The following is a 15058-nucleotide window of genomic DNA, read 5'->3' on the forward strand; positions in this document are numbered from 1 at the left end:
ATATATGATGAGAAAGTATCGAAGCTGAAATATATAAACGTAAGGAGCAATGGAAATTGAAGCAAGCTGAACGTTTCATCGCAAAGACTAGCCGGAATCCCAATAAAATAGAAGAGATTAAAACAAATCTCGATGACTGTATTTTATGTAAGATGGATGGGACAGGCCGAATTACGTATGTAAATGAAGAGTTTTGCTCTATTTCTAATTTCACAAAAGCAGAACTTATTGGCCAAACATACGACATTATCTATTCTGGTTACTATCCTCGTTCATATTATCAAGATATTCTTGAAACTTTAAAGGAAGGAAGCATTTGGAAGGGTAAAATGAAGAACAAAGCGAAAGACGGATCTTATTACTGGGTTGATACAATTGCCATCCCTTTCTTTGATGAAAATAATCATTTAACTGAAATTGTTTCACTTGAACATAGCATAACGGATCAAAGCACAATGGAAAAATCATTAGATTATACACTAAACGAACTTTCTGCTAAAAATGCAGAATTAAAAAGTATGAAGTATGCTCTTGATCAATCTTCTATCGTTGGCATTACAGATGCTAAAGGAACTATCACATATGTTAATGATACCTTTTGTAACATATCTAAATACAGTCGTGAAGAGCTTATTGGAAAAAACCATAACATCTTAAATTCCCATTACCACCCTAGAGAATTTTTTGTAGACATGTGGAGAACCATTACTAAGAAAAAAGTATGGAAAGGAGAAATAAAGAACAAAGCAAAAGACGGCTCTTATTATTGGGTCGATACGACAATTGTGCCTTTTCTAAATGGACAAGGAAAGCCATATGAATATGTTTCTATTCGAACAGATATTACCCCGCAGAAAAAAGCCCAAGAAGAAGTCTACCACCTTGCCTACTATGATCTTTTAACAGGGATACTAAATCGAAACGGTCTATATAAATCCCTTGAAAAGCTTTTGAAAAATGCAGATGAAGAAGTAGCTTTTTTATTTTTAGACTTGGATCGTTTTAAGTCTGTAAACGATACGTTCGGGCACAAAACAGGAGATGAACTGCTTCGGGCTGTTGCTGAACGAATGAGTGAGCTTGTTGAACGTGATCATATTATTTCTCGCTACGCTGGAGATGAATTTATTATTGTGTTGAGAAAGAGCTCACAAGAAGAAGCTGTTGAAATTGCTCAAAAAATTATTAACAGTTTTTCTATACCTTTCATACTAAGTGATGAAGAGATTTACACAACTTTTTCAATTGGTATTAGCTTATATCCAAGTGATGGAGCATCTAAAGAAACGGTCATAAAAAATGCAGACAATGCGATGTACCTCGCTAAAAAGAAGGGAAAAAACAACTATCAATTGTTCACAAACAAGCTAAAAGAACAAAACAAACGCAAATCAATTTTGGAAAAGAATTTACGAAAGGCAATCAAATATGAAGAACTTCATCTTAACTACCAACCACAATTTGATTTGGAAACTAAAAAGATTGTGGGACTAGAAGCTTTGCTGCGATGGAACCATCCAACATACGGACCTATTTCTCCTGGAGAATTTATTCCCTTAGCAGAAGAAACTAATTTAATTCTCCCTCTTGGAAAATGGGTACTTGAGCAAGCATGCCAGCAAAATAAAAAATGGCAAGATGAAGGATATGAGCCGGTTCATATTGCCGTAAATGTATCTGTCAAGCAACTGCAGCAGTTTGACTTCGTCGCTTCTGTGAGTCAAATTCTACAAAAAACAGGACTTAATCCAAAGTACTTGGAGCTTGAAATTACAGAAAGTATTCTTCAAGACTTAGCATGTCTCAAACATTCTATTAAAAAGCTCCGAGCTCTAGGTGTTTCAATTGCCATTGATGATTTTGGAACAGGATATTCCTCTTTAAGCGTCTTATATCAGCTTCCTATTAACAGCTTAAAAATTGACCAATCTTTTGTCAGAAATTTAAATTCTACAAATCGAACCTCAGCCATTATCAAAACAATCATTGATATGGGTCGCAATCTCAATTTTTATGTTGTTGCAGAAGGAATTGAATATGAAGATCAATCTTTATTTCTCCGTGAAAACCACTGTCATATTGGTCAAGGCTACTACTTTAGCCATCCTTTATCATCTCATGAAGTTCAAAAGATGCTTGTTAAAAGGCATTAAAAAAAGAGCTGTCACTACAGCTCTTTTTTACATTGTAAGTAAGAAAAACTTGGTTCCTCCTAGAGGGTTTTTATTATGTAGTTGTATTTTATTTGTATAATCGATCCACTTGCAATTCTTTATTTTTTGATCAAGCTTATTATTAATTTCGTCTTCAATTTCCTTCATTGTAAGTGTAAATTCATCTAAGCTCATTCCAAATAATTTAGCTCCTTGTTCATAAGGCGCTTCTTCAACGAGTGAAAATAGAAATTGTTCTTTTGTCTCGCACTTTGCTGCAAGCTGATCTTCCATGCTTTCAATATACTGATACATCATTCTCTTTTGCTGAGGCAAACGCGCAATAATTCCTTTTGCAAGAAGTTGCAAACCTTTTTCGTTCACTATCATCACCTCTTATCTAGAAATGGACATAAATAGTAATCATTACGTTTTATAGTATACACATTTCTATTCTTAAAAGAAATATATATGCGCATTTCCTCACTATATACATAGAAAAGCTGCTTAGGATGCAGCTTTTCTATCTTTACAGTTCAAATGTTAAATTTACTGGCTCTTCAGGAATAGCCTCTTCAATACTTTCAGCTGTCACTGGTACAGTTTTATCAACAACTTCAAAAGCAAGGCTGTCTACCCATGCTTTCCCTTCTCCAGCAAGCATCATTCCAAAGGCAATCCCAATACTGCTCTCTGGAACATCAAGCACAACTTCATACTGATTCCAGTTTGTTGTTCCTTTAACAGGACGATTTTCCATATTATCGAAATTTAATATTTCCCCGTTCTCCCCATCCACTCGCATCCAAAGCATTGCACCATTATTGACATTTTCCGTTTTCAAGAATCCTGAAAAACGTACTCGTTCTTCTCTATATTTGGTTGCTTTAAACGTTTGTCCCATTGTTGCAAACCCAACATTACTACCCTCTTCTCCTGTAATATAACCTGATGCTTTTCCCTCATGAACTTGCTTATAATCGATTCCCATATCGTAATATTGAAGATGTGTCCCTGCTGGCATCCATCCCTTTGGTAAATTGTAATCCATACTCTTTTCCTCCCTTTTCATCATTAGTTTCCGAGCATACTTCCGGTACTTTCCGGGGCTCATTCCATACATCTTTTGAAATGCTCGTGTAAAAGCCTCCTGTGAAGAAAAACAATATTTAAGAGCAATATCTAAGATGCGCCCTTCATCTCTCATTAAATCACTTGCAGCATACGTCATCTTTCGTTTCTTTATATAGGTGCTAATGCTCATGCCTACAATCCGTTGAAAGATACGATGAAAGTGAAAAGGGGAATATTTTAGCTCTTTTACAATATTATCTGAGAGGTGCTCGCTCATAATGTTATTTTCAATATATTGAATAATGCTGTGAACCTCTTTTACATATTCCTTATGCATCTCTCCTCCCCCCTTCTATCCATAATTTAACACAGGTGATTTCAATATTTTTGATATTTTTTGCGGTGTTCCATAAAAATATAGTCTTCAAAACCTTAAAAACTCTTTAGGGGCCGTCCTTCTAAAAGTGCACATATAAAAAACCCAATCTATAAAGTATAGGTTAGGTTTTAGCTTTACATATTAGATTCTGTATTCATCTATTTTCTTGTAGGTTTTTATTATTTATGCCTTTGATGAGACGATTAGATGCATAACAAATTTCCCCGTTTGTCATTAAGATTTCTCTCTCTTTAGAATTAACCTCTGCTATATGTTGTTTATTTACAATAAAACTTTTATGGCATCGATAAAAGTTATCATCCAGATTCTCATAATCTTTTAGCTTTCCGTAAAACTCAATCTGTTCATTTTCCAAATGTAAAATAATTTTATGAAGGTTTACGGAAGACTCGAAAAAGTAAATGTCTTTATAGTCTATATTGCGTGTTCTCTCTCCTATTTTCAGATGTACTTTATTTGTATCTTCACTCTTTCCAATTTGAGAATATCTTCGAAAAGCTTCCTTTAAAGTTGATAAGATTCTCTCCTTTAACATTTCATTGTCGTCTTTTATGATAAAATCCAGTGCCGCTACTTTATACATGAAAGTTAAATATGTCATCTCTGAATGAGTAGTAACAAAAATAATGCTGCAGAGAGGATCATTTTTCCTTATCTCGCTTCCTAACTTGATTCCTGTCATATCATTGTTTAGATCAATATCAAGAAAATAACAGTCTACTTTATTTTCTTTAGCATACTCTAAGACATCTAAAGGATCCGTCGTTGATAAAGCAACGTTTATTCCGTTGTTTTCCATAAATGAATAATTCTTAATTGTAGATGTTATTTCTTCCAATTGCTTGGGATTGTCTTCACATATGATAACTTCCATTTTTTATGTTCCTTTCTTTTATCTCTAATTCTTGGATAAAATAATGATCGTCTATCCTTGTATTTAATGTAATATGTTCACTTCTTGAGACAATTTCTTTTAATATAGATAATCCAACGCCTCTGTTCGGTCCCTTTGTAGAATAGCCTTCTCTATAAATCTCATGAACTTTAATGGCCGGATTCGTAATCTTATTAAGTACAACAATGAGAATAGATGCTTCTAGATTAATAAAAGCTACCCTTATCATTGGACCTGATTGGTTAATAGAAGCTTCTATAGCATTATCTAATAGAATTCCTAAAACCCGATTAAGCTCAATAGTATCCATGTTAATGAACTTCACTTGTTCTGTAATTTCTAGATCAATTTCTACCTGCTTTTCCTGTGCCTGGATAATCTTTGTTGTTAATAGACCCTTTATTCCTTTAATCCCAAGGTTATTAAGTCTACCTAACGTTAAATTGTGATCTACAACCTTTTGCTGTGTAGCTAATATATGATTATTGAAGTATTCTTTAAGACCTGCATTATCTCCCTCGTCAATATACGCTCTTAATGTAGAGAGAATATTCACATAGTCATGTCGAAACTTCCTCATATCATTATTAGCTTGTTCTAGAGATTTTACATAAAGCTCAAAATTTTCATTTTCTTTCTCTTTTTGCTTTATTTTATACTGTTTAATTGATAAACGTAACATCAACGCAAATAGAACAGTTATTAAAATTAAATACACTATAAAAATCCATAAATTTGAAGCTATATTGATAAACGAACTCTTATCAGACATAGCAAAAATATTCATATAGAAGACAATCAAGGTGAGTAATACAATAAGTGTAATAAATGGCATAAGCTTGTGGCTTATCATGTGATTTGAAAGAATATACTTTATCCCTTTTTTATATAAAAGGACAAATATGTATAACATTGAACAAAAGATAAGATTTCTAAATATAATAAAGACGATTTCTGAATGGATATTACCAATCACCTCTAAAGAAATCAAAGAAGCTAAATGATCAGCTATAATGGCTAAAATAAATGAAACAATAACATGTAAAACTGTAACGCGACTTTTTAGCCTCCAATAGAAGAAAATTGCTGTCGTAAATATAAGATAAAAAGCCGCATCTGTATGGATTATATAAAAAAGTGAGAACGTAGGTATTACAATAAAGAAAGAAATTAAGGTCCAATCTTTTGCTGTTAATTTATAACTTTGTAAAAAACTATTTATAATAATGATAGATAGGAATTGAATAGGTATATTTATAGCTGTTGCTAAACCTGAATTGATATTAACAGTAATCCCCCCTACATATTACCTATATTGTAATTATATGATATGCAGGAAGATATTGAAAGAATGTTTAAAATTTAATATTTTCTTTTAATTCCTCTGGTACTTCAACTTCATGGAATAAAGCTGCACACATCTGAGTAGTACCAATAGTCCCTAACTTAACTAAAGATAAGCCAAAAACTTTCATAACCATTTTTTCAATACGTTCTTTCATTTTTGATCGACTCCTTTTAAGATCGTAGATAATATAACACTGATACTTTCAATAGCGATTCCAAAAACAAGGTATTTGGTTATGGTGCTCGGAATAAAAAGGATAAGTAAAGTAATTAAAATTAATCTAAATTTAAGTTTCCTTCTAAGATAAGCCTTGTGTTTATCATTGATGATTGAGTTAACTGATGTGCCTATTGGAGCGAAGAATAGCAATGGAAGGATGGAAATGAAATAAATAAAGAAGTTTAGAGTAGCTGAGATTTCTATCCCACTTAATATTAGTGAACAAAGTGGAAACATCATACAACTAACTATTGTGCATATCCATATATTTTTATTATGAAATCCATATGCGACTTGTCTAATCATATAAAATGATGCGTGAGTTAAAAATGTAGCTAGGAAACAATTTAGTAAGAGAGCTAATGAATAAACAATGAGCAGTTTCTTTAAATCAGCAATAAATAGCTTCCATCCAAAAATCATCCTTACTTGATCTACCTTTTCTAACTGAAGCTGTTTAGAAAAATATGCTACTATTCTTTCTTCACGCTGAGTTAATTCCATCTTCCCTCCCCCTTTTCTTACTTTTATTGTAATACCTTTCTTTTATTTACAGAAAAATCCCTACTAAACGTTCTAAAATTAATAATTATCACATAAAAAGAACGATAATCATCACGTAAACGTAGAAAATTCATACGTAAACGTAATAATTATCGTTTCTTTTTTCCTAATTCATTACTATTTGATAACTAAAGTTTTGAATTCTATGATTTATCGCAACATTTTAATCAACGTTTATCAGTTTCTGATTGAAAGCTTTTTGTATGGCTTCTTGATAACTATGGACACCAAGCTGTTTTGTAATAGAAGATAAATACCCTTCCAACCGATGAGAGGAGAGTCCAAGTTTCTCAGTAACATATGTTATTGTATGCCCCTTCCCCAATAATTGAAGAATGTTCAACTCAATCTCCTTAAAGGAGTTTGAAGAATGATCATTCATCAAAATGTCTGGCTCTTTCCTATCATCCATTAGAAATGCTAATAACTCCTTCACCTTCAGGTGCTTGCTATGGAATGCTTTAATGCCATTTTCAACACTTCGTTGGGCAAGATCATTTAATCTTTCACTAGCAATAAAATGTAGAGTGATGTTTGGATATCTTTTCATTATCAACTTTGCTAAGTTCAGATGAAACTCAAAAGAAATGGAAGACACATCAATTAAAATTACCTTGCCCCCTTGTTGAATAATAACTTCTAACTCCTTAAAATAATCATGTTGCTTATAGTGAATAGTAGATATCTCTAAATTAGGATTTTTCAACTTCAATGTTGATGTTAGACTCTCTAGAAATAAGCTGTATTCTGATATTATGCACATTTTCATAGAAATCTCCTCCTCAAGATATCTAAATTCAACAATATCTATGCATGCTGGGACAAATACTGTTTGACAAATACTTTTTCTGCATTCCAAAAAGCATACCGATTTGTGTGGTTTTTCTTTATGTAGTCAACGTATGTTTTGGTATTATTGATTTGCTTTCCTTTCACTTGTTCAAGAATACTCATCGTGCGAAGCTTGGAAACCACGTCAATAGTAGGTCCCTCTTTAAAATCATTTTCATCAAATGTTAATTCTTCTCCTAATATGAATTGGGAAGCAAGGTAGAAGTGCATAACATTTATTCTATAAACCTTATTTATTTTCTCTAGTTCATTGGTTTTAATTCTATGAATAAACTTTCTCAAATATCTCTTATCCCCTACTGCTACTGTTCCATAGAATAAAAACATCATGTACAAAGGCAATTTACTTGCTGATAAGGTGTTTGGATCTATACTTGCGCTTTCTTCAAGTAAAGAGCAATCCCATTGCACAGCCTGTTCTGGAGCAACCAAAATTTTAGACATCTTATGATACGTAATGAAAGAAGTATCCTTTGTAAGAAATTTAATGATTACAAAACCGTCAGAGAATAAGCCAGAAAAGTTATAAGGGACTATAGTTACTACGAATATAAACAAGTTGAATACTCCTAAATAATATAGAAATTCTCCATCAGCAAATATGAACATGGAGAAGATGAAACTAGCTAACGGACCTCCTAGGAAAGTTGCAATTGTTTTTTGGGAGAATTTTTCATTCCTACTATCAATCTGTAACATTGTTATGCCACCAATATGACTCCATTGATTATTAAAACCCATTCTTAATCTCCAACTATGATTACGCTGTACAACGAAAGGACCCACTGTTAATTGTAATAATGAAGAACCAGTTAATATCCCTCCAATCATATGACCTAATTCATGTATAAGAAGTGTCAAAAATAAGCAGATTGCAAGCCATAGAATGTTCTCAGAAGCTTCTGCAATATTTAAAGGAGAGATCGAAATCGAAATTAGGATGATACATATAAAGCTAAAAACCATTATAGGACTTTTTAATATTTTCATGGTGATTACCTCATTTCACGTCTGATAATGTTGAATATATATCAAGTTCTCCATAGCCAAAGTAAGAGTCTCTGCCTTTATCACCAAGATCCTTTGCATTGTTATAAATTGTTTTCTCTATTCTATTTGGATTGATCTTCTTCCCCTCATCAAGACTACTTCCTATAAGTAAAGCAGCTGTAGCTGATACTTGGGGAGCTGCTAGACTTGTTCCAAATGAAAGAGTATATCCTTTTGGTAAACCAACTGCTTGATCTATAAAAGTGTTGTCCTTGGAAGTAGGGAATGTCGTTAACATCATTTCTGTTACATTAATTTCTCCCCTAGTCTCATAGTTCTCTCCAAAATAACCTGTAGGAGCTGTAACATCGATTTCTTGCCCAAAGTTAGAATATGGAGCTATAGATTGATTCCTTAATGTACTTCCTACTGTAATTAGATTAGGTAGGCCACCTGGCAGATGAAGCTTCCCTTCCTCTTTTGCTAAATTATCAAGGTTATATCCTTCATTTCCAGAGGAAGCAACTACAGTAACTTTATTCTTCTTGGCAAAGTGGATTGCTCGTTCATATGCTTTTATAATAAGTTGCTCATCTTCCTTACTACTTGATTTGTAAGTACCTAAACTTAGGTTAATTACATCTACATCATCTTTTACTGCTTCTACAATAGCTTGCAACGCCCACATTGATTCACCGTCTTTTTTCCCAATAACCTTATAAGGAACTATAGAGACGTTGGGGGCCAGTGTAGTAATGACCCCAGATACAGAAGTGCCGTGCCCAAAATCATCAGCTAATGAAGAATCTCCTTCTACAAAAGTTTTCCCCTTAAGGAGGTGATTTTTCAAGAGTGGGTGATTTTCATCAATTCCACTATCGATTACGGCAACCTTTACGTCTGCCATATTTCTAGGTTGATCCACTTCTGAAAGATTACCTGTTATACGCTTGTAGCCCCAATTAAACTTTTCATAATGATCAGACAATATTAAGTTCCGTTCATCGGTATCTGCGTTTATTGTTTCAACATAGATACCTGGTAACTGTCCAACAAGGTTATCTTCATTAGAAGGATCATTTAATTTAGAAAATTCCGCTGGAGATAAATTGTTTGTTTCTATCAAATATAGCTCTTTTATCTTGTTAATTTCTGCGTCAGGAGCAATACGTTGTATCTCTCTCAATTTTTCATTAAACTCAGCTTCGTCCTTAAGCATAAAGGTTAAAGATGATGTTTCAGAAGATGAAGCCGAGCTATTAGGTACATACACATTGATCGCTAAACTTATTGTAATAAGAAAACTTATAATAAGCTTCTTATAATTCATGATACTCCCTCCATCTTCTGTTCCTCCGTATAGAGATTTCTGTAATAAACATTTGTTTTCATTAAGTAATCATGACTACCATCGCCTACTATTTCTCCTTCATTCATCACAATAATTCGATCAATGTTTTTAATCGTTTGTAAGCGGTGAGCTATTACTACGACAGTTGTATCTTTTTTAAATAAAGTTTTCATTATATGTCTCTCTGAGATATTATCCAAAGCTGAAGTTGGTTCATCAAGTAAATGTAGCTCTGGGTCTCTATATAGGTTTCTCGCTAAGGCAATTTTTTGTCTTTGTCCTCCTGATAAATTAGCTCCTTGTTCCGAAACCATTGTTTCAATTCCTAACGGTAAATGCCGCACAATGGAAAGTACATCGGAATCTTCAAGTACACCCTCCATTTTTTTGCAGTCCTCTTTGTTTCCATAATCAAATGGTTTATTTAGGGTAATATTGTCTTTAACAGACATATTAAAAACCATTGGGGATTGACTAATTGTTGCAATCTTTTCATTTTTTGTATTCTCTGATACATCATCAAGCTTTATTTTATTAAAATAGACGGCTCCCTTTGTCGGATGAATAAGCCCTGCTAATAGCTTTAAAACCGTACTTTTCCCAGAACCACTTGGTCCAACAATAGCTACTTTCTCACCCTTTTTAACCTGGAGATCTATTTGAGAAATAACTGGCTTATCATACTTACTATACGAGTACTCTACTCCCTTTAAGGAGATCTCCCTAAAAGAATCTAGTTCAACTTCCTTACAATTAGATGTATGAACGGGATAATGGATAACCTCTTCAAGTTTAGTAAAATAAGATTTCAAGATCACCATATCGTTGTATACTCCTGATAAACTCATGACTGGATTAAGAAAAGACCCAGATAGTGAAATAAAAGCAACAAGGGTACCAAGTGTAACTTGATTCTGTCCTACTAGTGATAGACCTGTGCAAAGGAGAAACAAAGGCATTAGAAATTGTAATGTTTGAGGGATAGTGCCAAACTTTGATTGAAACCTTTCCTTCTCTTGAGTGATAAAAATTTGTTTTTGAAAATTTTCCTTCCAGCTATCAAAAAAGTTCTTCTCTGTTCCTGTAGTTTTAACTGTTTCAATTCCTTCAATAATCTCCGTAATACTTTTTTGCACTTTTGCCTGCTCAATAAGTTCTAAGTCTACAAAATTCTTAATTCGCTTTGTATTTACAACTGAAACAAAAACGATTACAGCAGCTATCATTAGACTTATAGTAGTAAGTACACTAGAGTAATAGAACATTAGACCAATATAGAATATTAAGAAAAGACTATCGACAAATAATAGAACTACTTTTTGCGTTAAGATTTGTTTAATATAGACACTAAGGTTTGATCGAAAGATTAGTTCCCCCGTTGAACGATTAATAAAAAAGGAAAGAGGCAATCTAAGCATATTCCCCATAAAGTGTGTCATTAGCTCATAATCAAAAGATTTTTGAAACATAGCCACTATAAGCCCCCTGAAAGTTTGGAGAGCATAGTAACTCAACCCAACAATGATTACTGACAATGTGAATGCACCAATAGAGAATTCATTTAAGAAAGAAGTGTTATCAATCAACTTTTGAATTGTAATTGGAACAGCTAAGCTAAATAACTGTAATATCATCGTCAATCCACATAGAAGAAGAAGTGGCTTCTTAAACTTCTTTAGGAGAAAGCTTACAAGAAAGTTAGTTTTTCTTTCGCTAACAAATCGGCTTGTTTCTCCAACTTCCTTTACAATTAAGCCAATTTGCGAAAACTTCTCTCTAAATTCCTGTTGATCAATCCATCTTCTTCCTGTAGCTGGATCACAAATAAGAATTTTTTGTTTTTTTGTTCTTTCTACGACAATGTAATGTTTTTGATTCCAAAATGCTATAAAGGGAGTTTTCAAGTCCCCGACAGCTTCTGCAGAAACTTTTATTGCAGCAGTCGTAACTTGAAACTCCTCCATCATATTTTTTAAATCTGTAAGCTTATAGCCACCTCTAGGCACTCCATATTTATCACGCAACTCTTGTATACGAACTTGGGCTCCAGCATGGTTTAAAATCATAGCAACACAGGCTAAACCACATTCACTATGCTCAGCTTGTTCTATGAACTGAACTTTCTTCATGATCTACCTTCTCTTTCGAGGATTGGAGCCTCTAACAAAAGTACGTTTGGAATATCTCGATTGAGATAACGCATAAGTTGATACCCAATACCAGCTAGCCCTGTAAATAAACCTTTTGCTCTAAAGCCTTTTGTTCCTTGTAATTTGAAGTGTCCATTATGATCACGATATGACAGTATATCATTTACTTTGCTCTCTAACATCTCGTGTAATGAAGGATCATTATAAGAATGACAAAGCTGAATTAATAATTCTACGTCCCCCATATTTCCATGACATAGGCAATCATCCTCTTTATTTTCAAAGAGATAGTCCATTCCTTTGATTTCATCAACGCTATTTATACTTTCTTCAAGCTTCTGTTCAGTTGCTAGTCGACTTAATAAAATTCCAAGGCTTCCATGGCACCAAGCATTCTTTATCTTGCCTTCCTTATATCTCGGATCAAGCCAGCCTTTTTCACTTCTAGAGTAATACTTATCTTCATCCTCTATAATCTGCTTAATTCCCTTAACATCTTTATCATCCATTAAAGATAAAGCATAGTACAAACTACTATCTCCATGTCCAAACCCCATATATTCCCCTTGTGGTGCCTTGTGAAGCTTTTGTAATAGCTGTTGAGCAAATTGCTTATAACTCTTAACTTCTGTTATTTCATATAAGTTCTTGAACACTGCAACTAGGCCTGTTTGACCTTGAATCCAATCTTGATTAACTTCCTCTGGTGAATTCTCCATCAAACTACCGGCAATCTCTTTTGCAACTTGTAAAGATTCAGTGTCATTATTTAATGAATAATCAACAAGAAGAGGGTAAATTAAACTTCCACTTCCTAAAAATGCTGACAGTGTACGTTCTGCATAAATTGTATACATAGTATTTTTAAGATATTGTTTTATTGTTTTATAATCATTTCCTTCAGTCATATAATCCAATGCGGCAAAGAATAAGTAAATGCCTGGCAAACCGTCATACAATTGATTATTTAAAGGTTCAACAGTCCAATCTTGGGTCATTCTAATATCTAACCATGTTACCGTTTTAGAAGTATGATCTATAATGGCTTCCTCTAGTAACTCTCTTTCGATCTCCTTAATAACTTTTTCAATCTCGCTATTACTAAAGTTTCTACCTTTACGGCTCTCACTTTCTTTCAAGTGAAGATAACGGTCATACGTCCCCATTGCTGTTGAAATGTAAGCCACCTGTTGATCAACTCTCTTATCATTCAGGTTGTTAATCTTTTGGAGAACTTTATTAAGTACATTACCTTCATAAATACCTTCTAGCTTCTCGGATTCATTTGTTACAAGATGCTGCTCTGTTGTGATATTAAAGAATTGAGGAATGTCACCAACAAGCATCTCTTCATATTCAATTTTAGCAATCTCTTTATTTGTATATGGATAGGCCCATAAATTTTGAAGAACTTTCTCTCGCTCAGTCATATCTACCATACACGTAGGGTGATAAGAAAACTGAAGTAAATCTGTATAACGTTGCGTAGGGCGAACTACGTTCCTTACTAAGGCACCGTTAAATAAGTGTTCTACTACTGTACTTAAATTTTCTTTATCCATAACACACATATTCAAAAACGTTTTAAAACCATCAATAATCTCATTTGTATAGTTATTGTAAGCTACTTCTTTTCCGTTTAATAAAGGTAAGTTTTTAGAGCCCTTAATATAGTGATCCTGATACTCAAAACGCATCTCATCTGTCATTAGGTTTGTTGACTTTAATACTTTAAATGGAGCCTTTTGTACACCTCCACTTAAGGCACTAATATTAATGCCTTTTTCACCATTCTCAGATCTATCCTTTAAAATCTCAAACGGAACTAACCCAGTAACTGCAACAGAGTCCATCTGTTCTAATTTAGCTAGTACATTTGCATTCATTCCCATATGGATAGGTGGCGTTTGCTGAAAGAATGTTTCAATATCTATTAAGACCGGATTCACCCCTGATGCAATCAAGTTTTCGTAATGGAAATCGGTTCCTTTCAATATATAAGCAACAGCAATAAGTTGACCATAATTCTTATAGAAAGTACGGATTTCATCTTCAGTTCGACAAGAAGATTGATCTACAAACTCTTCAAACGTGTAATCATCTCTTAGAATGCGCTTTAGTGTATAAAGAGAACTTCCATATTTTTCATTAAAGTAAGAGAAAATCGTATTAATCTCTCTAGCATATAAAAGATTCTTTGGCTTATATACTAAATTTTTATCGTCACTGAATTGCACCAATAGGACTGTTTTTCCTTTATTATGAGAATCTCCAGCTGATAAATGGATTTTTGCTACTTGCGTAGATTTGATTTTAAATATTTTTTGAATTTCTGTTTTCTCTTTTTCTAAATTTTTGATAAACATGCTCATGTTATCGATAAAGAAAATTGTTCGCTCAGTTACTAATCTTAATAAAGCAGGATACTCAATATAGAAGCTCTTTGTATTTTCTACATTGCTAAATCTTTTAGCTAAATAAGATTGAAATCTTTCTTCAGGAGTATCTCCCATAACCTCGTTTTCTTGCTTAAATGACTGAATATCAATTGCAAGAGTTTTACTCATAATACTCGTTACTTCATCACAATACCCTTGTAGAAGAGCAATTACAGCTTCTGTTGTAAAAGAATAAGATCTGTGATTATCTAACACTTTGAAGATGTTTTTCTTTACATATTGAATAAAGTAGCGAATGGCATATGTAAAATCATATCCTAACTCCTCAATGTGTTCTTCTTCATAGGAATCAAATATACTATGATAAGTTTTATACCATTCTGTTTCCTTTAAATATTCGTATAGAACGTCTCTATCCTGCTCTGTTATTACTTTAATGCCTCTTTGGAATGTATCTATTCCGTTATATTGCTTGCTCATCAACTCTTCTAAATCACTATTTTTTAAAAGAGTTTTTCTATTTAACCAAGCTTCTAGTCGATCATTTTCATCATTATGAAATTCAATTAAATTCGCACGTTCTTCTATTGTTAATCCTAATACTAGGTTCTTATCATCTACTTTTTCCACAGTTTTTAACATATATAGATACCTCTCATTGAT

At 33.2% G+C, this 15058-nt stretch carries 12 protein-coding genes; 1 reads left to right on the top strand and 11 read right to left on the bottom strand.

The features are described from left to right. Positions 1-56: 56 nt before the first annotated feature. Positions 57-2153 (top strand): sensor domain-containing protein, encoded by a 2097-nt coding sequence (locus B9N79_RS20040; protein ID WP_094041298.1) that lies wholly within the window; start codon positions 57-59, stop codon positions 2151-2153. 27 nt (positions 2154-2180) lie between these two features. Here B9N79_RS20040 and B9N79_RS20045 read toward each other — a convergent pair whose 3' ends face one another. From B9N79_RS20045 to B9N79_RS20095, 11 genes are all read right to left on the bottom strand, one after another. Beyond that, positions 2181-2537, bottom strand: a complete 357-nt coding sequence (locus B9N79_RS20045) for a hypothetical protein (RefSeq protein ID WP_019390801.1) — start codon at positions 2535-2537, stop codon at positions 2181-2183. A 145-nt stretch (positions 2538-2682) separates the two neighbouring features. Then, on the bottom strand, positions 2683-3564 hold the full coding sequence (locus B9N79_RS20050) for a helix-turn-helix transcriptional regulator (RefSeq protein WP_040060782.1): 882 nt from the start codon (positions 3562-3564) through the stop codon (positions 2683-2685). Positions 3565-3760: 196 nt separating this feature from the next. Further along, positions 3761-4501 (bottom strand): LytR/AlgR family response regulator transcription factor, encoded by a 741-nt coding sequence (locus B9N79_RS20055; protein ID WP_046218099.1) that lies wholly within the window; start codon positions 4499-4501, stop codon positions 3761-3763. Further along, a complete protein-coding gene (locus B9N79_RS20060; protein ID WP_158512785.1) occupies positions 4482-5240 on the bottom strand; it encodes a sensor histidine kinase in 759 nt (252 codons plus the stop codon). The genes B9N79_RS20055 and B9N79_RS20060 overlap by 20 nt, the downstream gene beginning before the upstream one ends. A 637-nt stretch (positions 5241-5877) precedes the next feature. Continuing rightward, complete coding sequence (locus tag B9N79_RS20065) at positions 5878-6024, bottom strand: cyclic lactone autoinducer peptide (protein WP_082023763.1); 147 nt, start codon at positions 6022-6024, stop codon at positions 5878-5880. Beyond that, a complete protein-coding gene (locus tag B9N79_RS20070) occupies positions 6021-6593 on the bottom strand; it encodes an accessory gene regulator B family protein (RefSeq protein WP_040060786.1) in 573 nt (190 codons plus the stop codon). Before B9N79_RS20070 ends, B9N79_RS20065 begins: the two co-directional genes overlap by 4 nt. A 223-nt stretch (positions 6594-6816) precedes the next feature. Beyond that, complete coding sequence (locus B9N79_RS20075; protein WP_046218098.1) at positions 6817-7422, bottom strand: helix-turn-helix domain-containing protein; 606 nt, start codon at positions 7420-7422, stop codon at positions 6817-6819. 38 nt (positions 7423-7460) lie between these two features. Continuing rightward, entirely contained in the window at positions 7461-8495 is a 1035-nt protein-coding gene (locus tag B9N79_RS20080) for a site-2 protease family protein (protein WP_046218097.1), read from the bottom strand. A 10-nt stretch (positions 8496-8505) separates the two neighbouring features. Then, positions 8506-9825 (bottom strand): S8 family peptidase, encoded by a 1320-nt coding sequence (locus B9N79_RS20085; protein WP_048896679.1) that lies wholly within the window; start codon positions 9823-9825, stop codon positions 8506-8508. After that, complete coding sequence (locus tag B9N79_RS20090; RefSeq protein WP_046218096.1) at positions 9822-11975, bottom strand: peptidase domain-containing ABC transporter; 2154 nt, start codon at positions 11973-11975, stop codon at positions 9822-9824. The genes B9N79_RS20085 and B9N79_RS20090 overlap by 4 nt, the downstream gene beginning before the upstream one ends. Continuing rightward, on the bottom strand, positions 11972-15037 hold the full coding sequence (locus B9N79_RS20095) for a type 2 lanthipeptide synthetase LanM family protein (protein WP_040060793.1): 3066 nt from the start codon (positions 15035-15037) through the stop codon (positions 11972-11974). The genes B9N79_RS20090 and B9N79_RS20095 overlap by 4 nt, the downstream gene beginning before the upstream one ends. Positions 15038-15058 lie beyond the last annotated feature (21 nt).

Source organism: Priestia filamentosa (assembly GCF_900177535.1).
In the GTDB taxonomy this organism is placed as follows: domain Bacteria; phylum Bacillota; class Bacilli; order Bacillales; family Bacillaceae_H; genus Bacillus_I; species Bacillus_I filamentosa.

What these genes read in the sequence shown, in the direction of transcription:
- B9N79_RS20050 (WP_040060782.1), bottom strand. Translation starts at nt 3,564, where the DNA reads ATGCATAAGGAATATGTAAAAGAGGTTCACAGCATTATTCAATATATT.
- B9N79_RS20055 (WP_046218099.1), bottom strand. Translation starts at nt 4,501, where the DNA reads ATGGAAGTTATCATATGTGAAGACAATCCCAAGCAATTGGAAGAAATA.
- B9N79_RS20065 (WP_082023763.1), bottom strand. Translation starts at nt 6,024, where the DNA reads ATGAAAGAACGTATTGAAAAAATGGTTATGAAAGTTTTTGGCTTATCT.
- B9N79_RS20070 (WP_040060786.1), bottom strand. Translation starts at nt 6,593, where the DNA reads ATGGAATTAACTCAGCGTGAAGAAAGAATAGTAGCATATTTTTCTAAA.
- B9N79_RS20075 (WP_046218098.1), bottom strand. Translation starts at nt 7,422, where the DNA reads ATGAAAATGTGCATAATATCAGAATACAGCTTATTTCTAGAGAGTCTA.
- B9N79_RS20080 (WP_046218097.1), bottom strand. Translation starts at nt 8,495, where the DNA reads ATGAAAATATTAAAAAGTCCTATAATGGTTTTTAGCTTTATATGTATC.
- B9N79_RS20085 (WP_048896679.1), bottom strand. Translation starts at nt 9,825, where the DNA reads ATGAATTATAAGAAGCTTATTATAAGTTTTCTTATTACAATAAGTTTA.
- B9N79_RS20090 (WP_046218096.1), bottom strand. Translation starts at nt 11,975, where the DNA reads ATGAAGAAAGTTCAGTTCATAGAACAAGCTGAGCATAGTGAATGTGGT.
- B9N79_RS20095 (WP_040060793.1), bottom strand. Translation starts at nt 15,037, where the DNA reads ATGTTAAAAACTGTGGAAAAAGTAGATGATAAGAACCTAGTATTAGGA.